The following is a 14,631-nucleotide window of genomic DNA, read 5'->3' on the forward strand; positions in this document are numbered from 1 at the left end:
AAACTAATGGCGGGCCCTGCGATGTCCGGTCTTCAGTGGATTACTGCTGGGGGAATTAATGGCGCGCTTCGCGCGTTTTGGATGGGGTCTGTCCCGGCGGCGCGTTTGGCGCTTCGCGCCGCGCGCCTTATCGATCGGGATTGAGATGCATGTGGTGCTTCTCGCCTTACGACTGTAGCGGCCGCGGTCCCGTTTGGGGTCGCGGCCGTTTTGTTGTGGGTCAAATATGAACGTTGTGTTAATGAGTCGGTGGACGGTGGTGTTTTTCGGTGAGCGGCGTATCCTTCCAACGGTTTATCTAGTGTGTCAGTTGAAAAGGAAGAGGGCGCTCGTCATTGTTTGAATGTGAACTGCCGTTTGACCACAAGACGTTGCATCTGGAGCTCGAGGATAAGAACTTCGCGGGTGTGATGGAAGGTCATCAAAACGAGTTTAAGACCACGAAATCGCAGGAAGAGCTGGTAGGGGAGTCGCTTGCCAACCCTTATGGCTCGCCGTCGCTCGAGGAGCTTTGTGCTGGCAAGAAGGATATCGTCATCATTAGCTCCGACCATACGCGTCCCGTTCCCTCGCGTGTGACGATGCCTATTCTGCTGCATCACATCCATTCCGCTGCGCCCGAGGCTCGCGTGCGCATTTTGGTTGCTACGGGTATGCATCGTCCGTCGACGCATGAGGAACTCGTCAACAAGTACGGCGAGGAGATCGTTGCCAACGAGGAAATCGTTATGCACGTCGCGACCGATGACAGCATGATGAAAAAGATCGGCACCCTGCCTTCTGGCGGCGAGTGCATCATCAACAAGATTGCTGCCGATTGCGATCTGCTGCTTGCCGAGGGCTTTATTGAGCCGCACTTCTTTGCCGGTTTCTCTGGTAGCCGCAAGTCCGTCCTGCCTGGCATCGCCAGCTACAAGACCATCATGTACAACCACAACGGTCAGTTTGTGAACGATTCCCATTCGCGTGCCGGCAACCTGTGCCACAACCACGTGAGCGAGGACATGTTTGCCGCTGCCGAGATGGCTCACCTTGCCTTTGTGCTCAACGTGGTGCTCAACGGCAAGCACGAGGTCATCGGCTCCTTTGCCGGCGACATCCACAAGGCGCACGAGGCTGGCTGCGAGTTCGTGAAGAGCCTTGCCGGCGTTGAGCCCGTCGAGTGCGAGATTGCCATTACCACCAACGGCGGCTACCCGCTCGACCAGAACATCTATCAGGCCGTGAAGGGCATGTGCTCTGCCGAGGCTACGCTTCCCGAGGGCGGCGTGATCATCGACGTCGCCGGCTGTGCCGACGGTCACGGTGGCGAGGGCTTCTATCACAACATCGCCGACAACGATCCGGCGGAGTTTGAGCGTGCCTGCATCGACCGTCCTAAGGACGAGACCCTGCCCGACCAGTGGACGAGCCAGATCTTTGCCCGCATCCTGGCGCATCACCCTGTGATCATGGTCACCGACCTGTGCGATCACCAGATGATCAAGGATATGCACATGACGCCGGTCAACACCCTCGATGAGGCGCTCAAGCTCGCCTTTGAGATGAAGGGTGCCGATGCCAAGGTGGCCGTCATTCCCGATGGCCTGGGCGTTGTCGTCGCACAGCACTAGTACGCGGCCTAAACGAATCGTTTATAACCGACAAGAAAGATAAGGTTTTATGCTTACCAAACTCCTCTGCGAATTCGGCGCAACGGCCCTCATGATCATCTTTGGCGTGGGCGTGCACTGCGATACCGTGCTTAAGGGTACCAAGTATCAGGGCTCCGGCCATATGTTTGCCATCACCACTTGGTCTTTTGGCATCTCGGTCTGCCTGTTTGTCTTTGGTGGCGCCGTGTGCATGAACCCGGCTATGGTGCTTGCCCAGTGCATCGTCGGTCTGGTGCCGTGGAGCAGCTGCATCCCCTTCATGATTGCCGATATGCTCGGCGGCTTTGCGGGTGCCGTGATCGCATGGTTGATGTATGCCGATGAGTTCAAGGCTTCCGATGGTGTCATCGATCCCATTGCTCAGCGCAACATCTTCTCGACCAACCCCACCACCGAGGGTACGAACTATGCCCGTAATTTCTTCTGCGAGGCTATCTGCACCTTTGTGTTCATCAGCGCCATCCTTGCTGCTGCTAACCGTGCTGGCGAGAACGTCCTGATGCTCGCTATCTGCGTCGGTCTGATCGTTTGGGCTGTTGGCATGGGCATGGGAGGTATCACTGGCTTCGCCATGAACCAGGCCCGTGACCTTGGTCCTCGCATGGCCTATCAGGTGCTGCCGATTAAGAACAAGGCTGACAACAACTGGAAGTACGGCCTGCTTGTTCCTGGCATCGCTCCGTTTGTCGGTGCCGCTCTGGCCGCGCTGTTTGTGCATGGTTTCTTGGGCATGTTCTAGGCCAAGACAATTGATATAACGCCCGGGTCCGGCATAGGTTAACTTTCCGCCGCGTCCTCGGACATGCAAGAAGCTCCCGCTGCGCACTTCGTGCGGCGGGAGCTTCTTGCGTCCTGCGGAATGCGGCGGAAAGTTAACCTATGCCGGACCCTGCGGGAATCCAGTTGCCTTCGAACAAGCAGCCCAACATATATATCTGAATATAGATGGGAGGGGCTTGTTGCTGTTGGGGGCGTTGAAGTGTGAATGACACTTTGGGATGCGTGGCGGCCTGGGTTGGGTCGATGATTTGGGATGAGCTTCTTACTTAGGTGAAGAGGGGCTTTATGGCTGAGAGGTAGTCTTTGGCTACGTCGGCTTTGTTTGCTTGGAAGTTGTGCCAGGCCCACCATTGGACCATTCCTACGAAGCTTGAGGCTATGTGGTGTAGTAAGAAGCTGCGGTCCATGGTGGCGGCGGGGCCTGCGGGGTCGACGGGGACGGTTTCGGCTGCGCGCGACATGATGGTCTTGCGGAGGCAGTCGGCGAAGACGCGTGAGCCGGCGCCGGCTACGAGGGCTCGAACGCCCTGACGGCGTTCCCAGAGGTTGTTGAGGATATGCTCGACTTGCACGAGTGGGTCGTCGAGCGGCGTACCATCGTCGTCGAGGGCGTGGGTGCAGATGTCGTTCACGAGCTCGGACAGTAGGTCGTCTTTGCTCTTAAAGAGGCCGTAGAATGTCGCGCGGCCTACGTGGGCACGAGCGATGATGTCGCCGACGGTAATCTTGCCGTAATCCTCTTCGCGTAGCAGCTCGGAGAACGCTGCAACGATGGCAGCGCGGCTTTTTTCTTTGCGGGCATCCATGGCTATGCATCCACGTCAACGAGTAGACAACGGAGCGTGCCAGAGCAACCCTCGTAGGGGCGCTTGCCGGCGCCGTAGCCGACGGCCTCGATGTGGTAGCGTGCCGGCAGGTGCTCGGACGTGCGCAGCGCGGTGACGATGGCGGCGCCCGTGGGCGTCACGAGCTCGCCAGCGACCGGTGCGGGCGTGAGGGCGATATTGCCCGCCTGGCACAGGTTGACGACAGCGGGGACGGGAATGGGCATAAGGCCGTGGGCGCAGCGAATGGTTCCGTGGCCTTCGGAGAGCGACTCGACCACGATGTCCTCAATACCTAGGTCATCGAGGCAGATGGCGACAGAGCAGACGTCGACGATGGAATCGACGGCGCCTACCTCGTGGAACATGACGGTCTCGGGCGTTTTGCCGTGAGCCTTTGCCTCGGCATCGGCGAGTACGGAAAAAATGGCGAGGGCACGACGCTTGGCACCATCGCTTAGCCGTGAGCCATCGATGATGGCGGTGACATCCGCCAAAGAACGGTGGTGATGGTGGTGGGCGTGATGGTGACCCTCATGGTCATGCTCGTGGCAGTGCTCGTGTTCGTGCTCGTCATGGTCATGATGGTGGTGCTCATGCTCGTGCATGTGCTCGGCAGCTGCTTCGTTGCCGTAGAGCCAGGCCATATCGTGGTCGTGGTTCTCGAGCTCCTCTGCAAGCTGGACGTCAAAATCACAGGCGTCGATGCCATGCTTGTTTGCACGCGTGACGGCGATCGTAAAGCCGTCGACCGGCAGTGTGGCGAGCTGTTCGCGCAGGTGCTCCTCGCTGGCGCCCAGGTCGAGCAGGGCCGCGACGGTCATGTCGCCGCTGATGCCCGAGGTGCCGTCGATGATAAGCGTGTGCTGATGGTTGGACATGGAATGCTCCTTAACGGGCGCAGGGTGTGCCGGCGCTCAGATGATTGATAAGACTTGCCTGGTAGGCGGCACCAAAGCCGTTGTCGATATTGACGACCGATACGCCGCTGGCGCAGGAGTTGAGCATGGCGAGCAGTGCGGCTACGCCACCAAAACTTGCGCCGTAGCCCACGCTGGTGGGAACGGCGATGACCGGACAGCTCACCAGGCCGCCGACAACGCTCGCCAGTGCGCCCTCCATGCCGGCAATGGCGATGACCACCTGTGCCTGGGCAAGCTCCTCGGCATGCGCGAGCAGACGGTGCAGGCCGGCGACACCCACGTCGTAGAGGCGGTCGACCTCGTTGCCATAGAACTCGGCCGTCAATGCGGCTTCCTCGGCGACGGGCAGGTCGCTCGTGCCGGCGCAGGCGACGACGATGCGTCCGTTGCCAGTGGGGGAGGGCTTGCCGCCCACGAGGGCGAGCTGTGCGTCCGGGACATATCCCAGGTCGATGCCGTTGTCGAGGAGCTCCGAGGTGCGGGCTGCCTTTTCGGCGTCCAGGCGCGTGACCAGGATGCGCTCCTGGCCGGTATCGTGCAGCGCTTCGATAATGGCGGCAATCTGCTCGGCGGTTTTACCGGCACCGTAGACGACCTCGCCGGCTCCCTGGCGCACTCCGCGCGAAAGATCGAGCTGCGCAAAGCCCAGATCGGCGGTTGGCGCCGTCTGGATGCGCGTAAGGGCGACAGCCGGGGTGACTGCTCCGCCGGCAACATCGCTCAGCAACTGCTCAAGATCTCGCTTATCCATATATGTTCCCTTCGACGGCGCAAAGTCTAGCACTCAAAAGGTATGTTTCCGAACACTAAGACAAAATTGTTCGGAAACTATAGGACAGGCTGATTCAATTGTTGGGCGAACTTGCTAGTCGCGCAGGATGATGTCCATGGCGAGCATCAGGTTGCGCTCGTCGATGGCAAACGGGGCGGCTTCGCGCGTCTTGGGCTTGGCGCAAAACGCGATGCCCGTGCCCGCGGCCTGAATCATGGGGATGTCGTTGGCGCCGTCGCCGATTGCCACGGTGTGTGCCATATCGACGCCGCACTCAACTGCCCAATCCAGCAGCTGGATAAGTTTGGACTCCTTGGTCACAATGTTTGCCGCCAGCTTGCCGGTGAGCTTGCCGTCCACGACCTCCAGGCGGTTAGCGAGGCAAAAGTCGATGCCCGCGGCGGCCACGATCTTGTCGGCGACCTCGTGAAAGCCGCCGCTTACCACGCCGACCTTCCAGCCCTTGCTGTGTGCCGAGCGCACAAGCTCTAGCGCGCCGGGGGTAAATGTCACGCGCTCAAAGGTGCGCTCGAATACGCTCTCGTCCAGGCCGGCGAGCAGCCCCACGCGTTCCTCGAGTGCTTGCTTAAAGTCTAGCTCGCCGCGCATGGCGCGCTCGGTGATCTGTGCCACCTGCTCGCCCACGCCGGCCTCTTCGCCCAACAGGTCGATGACCTCTTGGTTGATGAGCGTGGAGTCGATATCCATAACGATGAGGCGTGCGGTCATGGCGGGCCTTTCCGAGTGCAGTTGTATTGGGGCACATTGTCGCACGTGACGAGCGCGGGCGGGTGCCGCGGTGCGTCAATTGTTTCGTCTCCGTCAAGTCTTTGGGCAAGAGCTACTTTTTCGCGGCACATCGATGCGGGTGCGATAAGATAGAACGCCATGTCTGGCTGCGCGGTTTACGCAGGCTGGGCAAATCTGTACGACGCCGCCCGGAACGACACGGGGCGGCACAGATCCATAAAGGAGGATCACTGGTATGAGCCAGACCCGTCCCATCGATGAGCATTCCATGCACACCCGTACCTGCGGCGAGCTTCGCTTCGAGAACGTGGGCGAAGAGGTCACCCTCACCGGTTGGGTGAGCCGTCGCCGCGATCACGGCGGCCTTATCTTCTGCGACCTTCGTGACCGCGAGGGCATCACGCAGCTCACCTTCGACCCCGAGCACTCCGACGGCGATGCCTTTAAGATCGCCGAGACCATGCGTCCCGAGTGGCCCATCAAGATCCACGGCGTCGTGCGCGCCCGTGGCGAGGAGACCACCAACACTAAGCTCGCGACCGGCGAGATCGAGGTCCTGACCGACCACGCCGAGGTGCTCAACACGTCCGTCACCCCGCCGTTCCAGATCGAGGACGGCATCGAGACCAGCGAGGACACCCGCCTGCGCTATCGCTATCTGGACCTCCGCCGTCCCGAGATGATGGCCAACCTCAAGCTGCGCTCCGACTTCACCTTTGCCATTCGCGAGGCGCTGCACAACCGTGAGTTCATGGAGGTCGAGACGCCCTCCCTGTTTAAGTCCACGCCCGAGGGCGCTCGAGACTTCATCGTTCCCAGCCGTATCCAGCCGGGTAACTTCTACGCCCTGCCGCAGTCCCCGCAGCTTCTGAAGCAGCTGCTCATGGTCGGTGGCGTCGAGCGCTACTACCAGGTTGCCAAGTGCTTCCGCGACGAGGACCTGCGCGCTGACCGCCAGCCCGAGTTCACCCAGGTCGATATCGAGATGTCCTTCGTGGACCAGAACGATGTCATGAGCGCGCTCGAGGAGGTTCTTGCCGATGCCTTCGGCCGCATGGGTGTCGAGATGCCCACGCCGCTGCGTCGTATGGACTACTGGGAGGCCATGGACACCTATGGCTCCGACAAGCCCGATACCCGCTATGGCATGCACCTGGTCGACCTGACCGACATCTTTGCCAACTCCAAGTTCAAGGTCTTTGCGACTGCCGCGAACGAGGAGGGCTCTGTCGTCAAGGCCATCAACGCCAAGGGCGCCGGTGCCTGGGCACGTGCCAAGATCGACAAGCTCGCCGGCGTGGCCTCCACGTTTGGCGCCAAGGGCCTGGCCTGGATCGCCTTCCGCGAGGACGGCTCCATCAACAGCCCCATCGTCAAGTTCTTCTCGGACGAGGAGATGGCGGCTCTGCGCGAGCGCATGGACGTCGAGCCCGGCGACCTTGTGATGTTTGCCGCCGGCCCGCGCCTGCTCTCCGACGAGATCCTGGGCGGCATGCGTTCCCACATGGCTAACGCGCTCGAGATCAAGCGCGAGGGCCACGACTTCCTGTGGGTCGTCAACTTCCCGCTGTTCCACTGGGATGAGGACCGCAAGGCCTATGCAGCCGAGCATCAGCCCTTTACCCTGCCGACCGAGACCGACATCGCCAAGATCGAGGCCGACCCGTTGGCGGCTGGTTCTTGCACCTACGACTTTGTCATGGACGGCTTTGAGGCTGGCGGCGGCGGCATGCGTATCCACAACGCCGAGATGCAGATGTCCATGCTCAAGCTCTTGGGCTTTACCGAGGAGCGCGCCGAGTCTCAGTTCGGCTTCCTCATGGAGGCGCTCAAGTTTGGTGCGCCCCCGATGGGCGGTTTCGCTCTGGGCCTGGACCGCGTGTGCATGCTGCTCACCGGTTCCGACTCCATCCGCGACGTCATGGCGTTCCCCAAGACGGCCAGCGGCTCCGACCTTATGTCGGGCGCCCCGAGTGCCGTTTCCGGCGCCCAGCTCAAGGACGTCAGCCTGCGCCTGATGTAGGCGAGCGGCTATATATTGCTCGTAACGAGGGAAGGACGTGTGCCTTCCCTCGTTTTTTATACGCCGAGATTGTGAGGGTATGGGGTGACCGGGCATCGCGGAAAGTGCGTCCCGGAATCTGCGCCCAGAACGGGTCGCGCTTTCCCAAAGGGGGTCCTCTGGGAAAGCGCGACCCAGAATTCGGCAAAATAATGGGGCACAGTTTCCGGTTGAGCTGTCTAACGGAAACTGTGCCCCAGAATGAGCGCCCAGAACGGGACAGGCTTTCCGCAACAACTGTCTGGCGGAAAGCCTGTCCCAGTATCTTATAGCGAGTCTCTCTGGATCAGCTGCATGTGCATCACGGAGGTGGTCGGCTCGGCACCCTTGATCATATCGAGCGCAATGTTGGCGGCCATGTGGCCTTCTTCGCGCAGGGGCTGGCGGACGGTCGTGAGCGCGGGGACGCAGCGCGTCGCAATCTCGTGATCGTCGAAGCCGACGACAGAAACGTCCGCCGGAACGGATAGGCCTGCCTCGTTGAGTGCGGTGATGACGCCAGCCGCGATACGGTCCGATCCGCAGAGCACGCCATCGAAAGCCATCTCGCGCGCGAGGATCTGGTGCATGGCCTGATAGCCGTCTCCGCTGTTCCAGCCGGTATAGATAACGTTTGCGTCTGGGAGATCTTCGCCCAAGACGGCGCGGTAGCCGCGCAGGCGGTCGACAACAGCGGGGTTGTCTTGCGGTCCCAACACGGCGACGATATCTTTGCGCCCGCGCTTCTTCATGGCGAGTGCCGCAAAGTGTCCGCCCTCTTCGTCGTCAGAGTAGACCGTCGAGAACACGTCGCGATAGGGGTGGCCCTCGAGCTGGCCGCACAACACGGTGGGTACGCCCAGCTCGCGCAGCACCTCGAGCAGCTCGCTGCCCTTGTAGGGGGAGACGTCGATCACGGCGTCGAACGAGCGGCGCTCAAAGTGCTCGCGTGCGCGGTTGCGCTCATGCGTGGAAGACGCCTGCAAGATAACGGGCAGATAGGAAGACTCCGACAGTTCCTCGGTAATGCCGCTCAAAAACTCGCTATAGGTGGGGTCGCTGAAGAGTTCACTCAGAGGCTCGGTCACGAGCACGGCGATGATTTCCGTGCGCCCGACAGCGAGCGCTCGGCCACGAGCGTTGGGGACAAAATTGACTTCCTTGGCCGCCGCGCGGACGCGCTTTTTGGTTTCCTCGCTAATGCGGGGCGAATCGTTGAGGGCGCGCGATGCCGTGGAGCGCGACACGCCGGCAGCTGCGGCAACCTCGGCAAGCGTAGGTGCGGTGCGAACTGGTTGGGTCATGGCGTCTCCTGGAAAATGCGGTCGATGTTGTCACTGGTACGGGCTAGTGCGGATACAGCTTACTATAGTGCGCCTGAACAGCGTTCATGATATCCGGTGACCGGTGTCGTTTTGCAACCAAGCCGCAATCGAATACGTCTCGTATGGGTGAGATATCAGCGGGCGTGGCGGTTGCCTACGAGCTTAAGAACGATGTCTTGCGCTGAGTTTCGATACTCAGGGTGACATAAGTGCCGCGGTTGTACAACCGGTTGCACCGTTAATCCGGCGAAATCGACCGTTCAGCGGACAACCGGTTGCACAGTTTTTTGCATCGCCCGTAAGATAAGGACAACCGGTTGCACAAGAATCACTACGATGACGAAGGAGCATCACCATGGACGCCATTAACGATTGGGAAAACCAAGCGCTCACCCACAGGAACCGCCTGGCACCCCATGCGTACTTTATGGGTTACGAGACCGCCGATCTCGCTGCGACGTACAGCCGCGAGCTGTCGCGCGGGTTTGTCCAGCTGTCCGGCTCGTGGCAGTTCCGCCTCTTTGAGGGCCCCGCTACCGTCTCCAACGAGGAGCTCTCCACGTACAAGCCCGAGTGGGATCGCGTGGAGGTCCCGCATCTGTGGCAGGTGGATGGCTATGGCAACCTTGCCTACACCGACGAGGGTTTCCCGTTCCCGGTGGATCAGCCGTTCGTTCCCTCCGACGACCCCACGGGCGTCTACCAGCGCATCGTCAACCTTCCCGCCGTTCCTGCCGGCGCTCGCGAGATCATTCGCTTCGACGGCATCGAGAGCTATGGCGAGCTGTACGTCAACGGTCAGTTTATCGGCATGACCAAGGGTTCGCGCCTGTCTGCCGAGTTCGACGTGACCGACGCGCTCGTCGAGGGCGACAACCTGTTTGCTGTCAAGGTCCTGCAGTACAGCGATGGCAGCTATATCGAGGACCAGGATATGTGGTGGGCCTCGGGCATCTTCCGCGATGTGTACCTTATGCAGCGTCCCGCCGCGCACTTGGTCGACTTTAGGTTCCGCACGCACCGCGAGGGCGATACTGCTCTGATTACGCTCGATACGGTTGCCGAGGGCGCTTCCCGCATCGTGTTTACGCTCAGCGATGGCGAGAACGTGGTGGCTACGGGCGAGTGCGTCGACGGCCATGCCGAGTGCAGCGTGACCGATGCCCACTTCTGGAATCCCGAGGACCCCTTCCTCTACGACCTTACGTTTGAGGTCTACGACGGCGACAAGGTGAGCGAGTACGTCCCACATCGCCAGGGTCTTGCCGAGGTGACGGTCGAGGGCAATCATATCTACCTCAACGGCACTTACTTTAAGATGCATGGCGTCAACCGCCACGATCACGACGATCACAAGGGCCGCGCCGTGGGCCTCGATCGCATGCGCCGCGACCTGGAGCTCATGAAGCAGCACAACATCAACGCGGTGCGCACGTCCCACTACGCCAACGATCCGCGCTTCTACGAGCTGTGCGACGAGTACGGCATCATGCTGGTCGCCGAGACCGATATGGAGAGCCACGGCTTCGAGAATATCGGCAATATCGCCCTGGTCACCGACGACCCGGCATGGGAGCCGGCCTATGTCGACCGCATTGAGCGCCTGGTGATGCAGGAGCGCAACCACGCCTGCATCATTATGTGGTCGATGGGCAACGAGAGCGGCTATGGCTGCAACATCCGCGCGATGTACGCCAAGGCTCACGAGCTCGATGGTCGCCCGGTCCATTACGAGGAGGACCGCAACGCCGATACCGTCGACGTCATTTCCACCATGTACTCCCGTGTGTCGCAGATGAACGACTTTGGCGAGCATCCGTTCCCCAAGCCGCGCATCAACTGCGAGTACGGTCACTCCATGGGCAATGGCCCCGGAGGCCTGTCCGAGTACCAGGAGGTCTTCGATCGCTGGGATTGCATCCAAGGCCAGTTTATCTGGGAATGGTGCGACCACGGTTTGGCTGCTGTGACCGAGGACGGCGTTGCCTACGATATGTATGGTGGCGACAACGGCGATTACCCCAACAACAGCAACTTCTGCATCGATGGCATGGTGTTCCCCTGGCAGCAGCCGAGCCCGGGCCTCACTGAGTATGGCCAGGTCATCTGCCCGGTTCGCATGGCTTATGACGCCGAGGCGGGCGAGCTGACCGTCACCAACAAGCGTTGGTTCACCACCCTCGAGGATGTCTGCCTGTCGGCGGAGACCCTGGTGAACGGCGACGTAGTGTGCCGCAAGACGCTCATGCCCGGCGCGGTTGCCCCCGGCGAGTCCGTCCAGCTTCCGCTGGTGATTCGCGAGGCCGCGGTAGGCGAGACCCTGCTGACCGTGCGCGCTTACACCATGGCCGCTCACGTCTGGTGCGAGCCGATGTTCCAACTGGGCGTAAGCCAGTTTGCCATCGCAAACCATCCAGCGTCGGCCATCGCGGCTCCCACTCGTCCTGAGCTTACGGTCGAGGAGACCGAGCAGGAGATTCGCATTCACTCCCTCAACGGCGAGCTGACCTTCAGTAAGGTAAACGGCACCGTGAGCGAGTGGAAGGCATCCGGCCGCGACGTCATGGCCTCTGGTCCCCAGGTTGGTTTTTGGCATCCGCTCGTCGATAACCATGCGCAGGAGTATGACTCACTGTGGAAGGACAACTTCATCGATGTGATGCAGACGTCTACCCGCAAGGTTTCTTGGAAGCAGGATGGCAATGCGGTCGTCGTGACCGTGAGCCAGCGTATCGCTCCTCCCGTCCGCGCGTTCGGCATGCGCGTCGAGCTCGTCTACACCGTGCTTCCGAGCGGTCGTGTCGACCTCAAGGTTTCCGGCGAGCCTTACGGCGACTATTCGGACATTATCCCGCGCATCGGCATCTCCTTCGAGGTCCCCGGTTGCGATCGTGCCGTCGAGTGGTATGGCCACGGCCCGGGCGAGAGCTATCCGGACTCGCTGCGCGCCAACCCGGTCGGCCATTACCGCACTACGGTCGACGACATGTTCACGCCGTATGTCATGCCCCAGGATTGCGCTAACCGCGAGGGCACCCGTTGGGTCGCCCTGCGCTCCAGCCACGGTGACGGCGTGTTGGTGACTCGTCCGACCGACGCCGCTTCCAACCCGTTCTCGTTCTCGGCATGGCCCTATAGCTGCGAGGCCATCGATAACGCCAAGCACGTCTACGACCTTGTCAAGGGTGACACGGTCACGGTCAACATCAACGACCAGCTGCTCGGCCTTGGCTCGAACTCTTGGGGTTCCGAGGTGCTCGATTCCTATCGCACCCGTTTTGAGAGCTTCAGTTTCGAGGTGTCCCTGCGACCGCTGACGTCTGCCGATCTGGCTCAGGCGCTGGCACCCATTAAGGAGGCATAAGTCATGCATGTCTTTAATTCGCGCGCCGATTTCGACGCTCAGATGAAGTCCGTCAGGAAGTGGATGCGTACCGGCCAGGCGCTCGATGGTGTTGCCGACCTGCAGCACGACGTGGCTTACTCCATCGGCGACTCGTTGGTGTACTGGTGGGTGAACGCCCACGAGGCGGCTACCGCCGATCTGGTCGGTCACCGTCGCTATCATGCCGTGCTCGCCCCGCTCGACGGCGACCTGACCGTCGAGGTTGCCCCCAAGGCAAGCCTAACCTGCACCCGCGCTTACAGCGATATCGATGATCGCGAGCGCTTTGAGGGTACGGGGGAGACTGTGACGATTCCCGCCGGCGGCGTTGCCGTCGTCGAAATTGACGAGGCCTACCGTGTCGTGGCCGATGCCGCGGATCCCCGCGTCGTGGTACTGCACGTGACGGTTGAAGGTTATTCCTTCCCCAACAAGTAGTATTCGTCCGCCTGGACGTTTGCTTCGCGCCGTTAAGGGGGATGGCTTTGTTGACTCCCTTTTCCCCATTCCCCTTAGCAGGTGCGCCGTCCACGATTGCACTTGCAGCTCGGACGGTTTTAGATGACATTTAACAGATGATTGGGAGGGCTTATGAGCTCTGAAAAACGAGGAACGATTGGTTCGTTCGCTCTGCTGGGCATGACGGTCGCCGCCGTGTTCGGTATCAAGAACATCATCAACAACAACGCGGCCATCGGCTTGGCGGCTGCGCCGTCGTTCTTCTTCGCCACGCTTTTGTACTTTGTCCCCTATACCCTGGTTACCGCCGAGTTCGTCGGCCTCAACAAGGACTCCGAGTCTGGCGTGTACGCATGGGTTAAGACCTCGATGGGTGGTCGCTGGGCGTTCCTGACGGCATTTAGCTACTGGTTCGTTAACCTGTTCTTCTTTGCGTCCGTCCTGCCCAACGTCATCATCTACGCGAGCTACGTGTTCTTTGGTGCCAACGCCGAGCTTTCGCAGCTGTGGATCACCATTATCGAGATCGTCGTCTTTGCTATCGCCACGTGGGTTTCGACCAAGGGCGCTAAGTGGATCGGCTCCATTTCCTCCTTCGGTTCGACCGCGGCTCTCGGCCTGACCGCCGTGTTCATCCTGCTGTCTCTGGCTGCTGCTTTTGGCGGCGTCGAGTTCGCTACGGCTCCCACGCCCGCTAACATGGCTCCCGACACGAGCAACTTCGCAACTACGTGGGGCTTCTTCGGTACGCTTGCCTGGATCATCCAGGGCGTTGGCGGCGCTGAGTCTGTCGGCGTGTTCCTCAACGACCTCAAGGGCGGCGTCAAGGCCTTCGTGCGCACTGTCGTTATCGCCGGCCTGACCATCGGCCTTCTGTATGCAGGCGCTTCGCTGCTGGTTAACCTGTTCATCCCCGAGGGCAGCGTTGCCATCTCCACCGGCATCTTCGACGTATTCGGCGCTGTCTTTGCCCACTTTGGCATTCCCATGGAAGTGTCCACGCGCGTCATCGGCCTGATCCTTCTTGCCGCAACGCTGGGCTCCCTCATGATGTGGACCTCGGCTCCCATCAAGGTTTTCTTCACCGAGATCCCCAAGGGCGTCTTTGGTAGCAAGATTGTCGAGCTTAACGAGCACGGCATTCCCGCCCGCGCCGCTTGGCTGCAGTTCGCTATCGTCGTTCCCATCCTGATCATCCCGGCTCTGGGCTCTGGTAACCTCGACGACCTGCTCATGATTGTCACCAACATGACGGCTGCCACGGCTCTGCTCCCGCCGCTGCTGATTCTGCTTGCCTACTTTATGCTGCGCAAGAACTTCGACGCCGCTCCCCGTGACTTCCGCATGGGCTCGCGCAGCTTTGGCCTGGTCGTTGCCGCATTCCTGCTTGTGGTCTTCTGCTTCGTGCTTATCTGCGGCACCATTCCGCTTGATCAGCCTCTGTGGCTGACGCTGGTCTACAACGTTGGCGGCGTGGTTGTCTTCCTGGGCCTTGCCGTGATGTGGTACAACCGCTACATCAACCGCCTGCGCGAGACCGATCCCGAGGCCGCCGAGAGCGAGCTTCGCCCCTCCGTTCTCGACATGATGGAGTAGCGGCTAGGATTAATCTACGGCTGTGGAATAAATCGATTCCCTTTCCTAAGGAGGGGCCTTACGAGGCCCCTCCTTTTGTGTTTTCAAGACTTTAGTCTGCTGGCCGCGCAGCGGCCAGCTT

At 60.7% G+C, this 14,631-nt stretch carries 11 protein-coding genes; 6 read left to right on the forward strand and 5 right to left on the reverse strand.

Annotated elements, in window-relative coordinates; translation table 11 throughout:
* The first annotated feature begins 335 nt into the window (after nt 1-335).
* Nucleotides 336-1,613 carry a nickel-dependent lactate racemase gene (gene larA / locus DWY51_RS07800; RefSeq protein WP_117770441.1) on the forward strand — a complete coding sequence of 426 codons (1,278 nt, stop codon included), beginning with the start codon at nt 336-338 and terminating at the stop codon, nt 1,611-1,613.
* A gap of 49 nt (nt 1,614-1,662) precedes the next feature.
* A complete protein-coding gene (gene larD / locus DWY51_RS07805) occupies nt 1,663-2,394 on the forward strand; it encodes a D/L-lactic acid transporter LarD (protein ID WP_006234784.1) in 732 nt (243 codons plus the stop codon).
* A gap of 307 nt (nt 2,395-2,701) precedes the next feature.
* On the opposite strand, the gene DWY51_RS07810 is transcribed toward larD, so the two are convergent.
* The 4 genes from DWY51_RS07810 to serB all read right to left on the reverse strand — a co-directional run bounded on the left by DWY51_RS07810 (nt 2,702) and on the right by serB (nt 5,683).
* Nucleotides 2,702-3,241 carry a TetR/AcrR family transcriptional regulator gene (locus tag DWY51_RS07810; RefSeq protein ID WP_117770442.1) on the reverse strand — a complete coding sequence of 180 codons (540 nt, stop codon included), beginning with the start codon at nt 3,239-3,241 and terminating at the stop codon, nt 2,702-2,704.
* A gap of 2 nt (nt 3,242-3,243) precedes the next feature.
* Entirely contained in the window at nt 3,244-4,140 is an 897-nt protein-coding gene (locus DWY51_RS07815) for a LarC family nickel insertion protein (protein WP_117770443.1), read from the reverse strand.
* Between the two features lie 10 nt (nt 4,141-4,150).
* On the reverse strand, nt 4,151-4,933 hold the full coding sequence (gene larB / locus DWY51_RS07820) for a nickel pincer cofactor biosynthesis protein LarB (protein ID WP_117770444.1): 783 nt from the start codon (nt 4,931-4,933) through the stop codon (nt 4,151-4,153).
* A gap of 114 nt (nt 4,934-5,047) precedes the next feature.
* Complete coding sequence (gene serB / locus DWY51_RS07825; RefSeq protein ID WP_117770445.1) at nt 5,048-5,683, reverse strand: phosphoserine phosphatase SerB; 636 nt, start codon at nt 5,681-5,683, stop codon at nt 5,048-5,050.
* A gap of 256 nt (nt 5,684-5,939) precedes the next feature.
* Between serB and aspS the strand changes: the two genes are divergently transcribed.
* On the forward strand, nt 5,940-7,727 hold the full coding sequence (aspS, locus tag DWY51_RS07830; protein ID WP_117770446.1) for an aspartate--tRNA ligase: 1,788 nt from the start codon (nt 5,940-5,942) through the stop codon (nt 7,725-7,727).
* Nucleotides 7,728-8,032: 305 nt separating this feature from the next.
* Here the strand turns inward: aspS and DWY51_RS07835 are convergent, their stop codons facing one another.
* A complete protein-coding gene (locus DWY51_RS07835) occupies nt 8,033-9,049 on the reverse strand; it encodes a LacI family DNA-binding transcriptional regulator (RefSeq protein ID WP_117770447.1) in 1,017 nt (338 codons plus the stop codon).
* A gap of 376 nt (nt 9,050-9,425) precedes the next feature.
* On the opposite strand from DWY51_RS07835, the gene DWY51_RS07840 reads away from it, so the two are divergent.
* The 3 genes from DWY51_RS07840 (at nt 9,426) to DWY51_RS07850 (ending at nt 14,510) form a co-directional block, all read left to right on the forward strand.
* Nucleotides 9,426-12,434, forward strand: a complete 3,009-nt coding sequence (locus DWY51_RS07840) for a glycoside hydrolase family 2 TIM barrel-domain containing protein (RefSeq protein WP_117770448.1) — start codon at nt 9,426-9,428, stop codon at nt 12,432-12,434.
* A 3-nt stretch (nt 12,435-12,437) separates the two neighbouring features.
* On the forward strand, nt 12,438-12,893 hold the full coding sequence (locus DWY51_RS07845; RefSeq protein ID WP_117770449.1) for a hypothetical protein: 456 nt from the start codon (nt 12,438-12,440) through the stop codon (nt 12,891-12,893).
* Between the two features lie 153 nt (nt 12,894-13,046).
* The gene (locus tag DWY51_RS07850) at nt 13,047-14,510 is read left to right on the forward strand and encodes an amino acid permease (protein WP_117770450.1); all 1,464 of its coding nucleotides are present in this window, start codon (nt 13,047-13,049) and stop codon (nt 14,508-14,510) included.
* Nucleotides 14,511-14,631 lie beyond the last annotated feature (121 nt).

Origin of the sequence: Collinsella sp. AF25-2LB (assembly GCF_003458415.1) — a bacterium.
Taxonomy (GTDB): domain Bacteria; phylum Actinomycetota; class Coriobacteriia; order Coriobacteriales; family Coriobacteriaceae; genus Collinsella.

Excerpts from the sequence above, each read along its gene's own strand:
- larD (WP_006234784.1), top strand. The coding sequence starts at position 1,663 with ATGCTTACCAAACTCCTCTGCGAATTCGGCGCAACGGCCCTCATGATC.
- DWY51_RS07810 (WP_117770442.1), bottom strand. The coding sequence starts at position 3,241 with ATGGATGCCCGCAAAGAAAAAAGCCGCGCTGCCATCGTTGCAGCGTTC.
- DWY51_RS07815 (WP_117770443.1), bottom strand. The coding sequence starts at position 4,140 with ATGTCCAACCATCAGCACACGCTTATCATCGACGGCACCTCGGGCATC.
- larB (WP_117770444.1), bottom strand. The coding sequence starts at position 4,933 with ATGGATAAGCGAGATCTTGAGCAGTTGCTGAGCGATGTTGCCGGCGGA.
- serB (WP_117770445.1), bottom strand. The coding sequence starts at position 5,683 with ATGACCGCACGCCTCATCGTTATGGATATCGACTCCACGCTCATCAAC.
- aspS (WP_117770446.1), top strand. The coding sequence starts at position 5,940 with ATGAGCCAGACCCGTCCCATCGATGAGCATTCCATGCACACCCGTACC.
- DWY51_RS07835 (WP_117770447.1), bottom strand. The coding sequence starts at position 9,049 with ATGACCCAACCAGTTCGCACCGCACCTACGCTTGCCGAGGTTGCCGCA.
- DWY51_RS07840 (WP_117770448.1), top strand. The coding sequence starts at position 9,426 with ATGGACGCCATTAACGATTGGGAAAACCAAGCGCTCACCCACAGGAAC.
- DWY51_RS07845 (WP_117770449.1), top strand. The coding sequence starts at position 12,438 with ATGCATGTCTTTAATTCGCGCGCCGATTTCGACGCTCAGATGAAGTCC.
- DWY51_RS07850 (WP_117770450.1), top strand. The coding sequence starts at position 13,047 with ATGAGCTCTGAAAAACGAGGAACGATTGGTTCGTTCGCTCTGCTGGGC.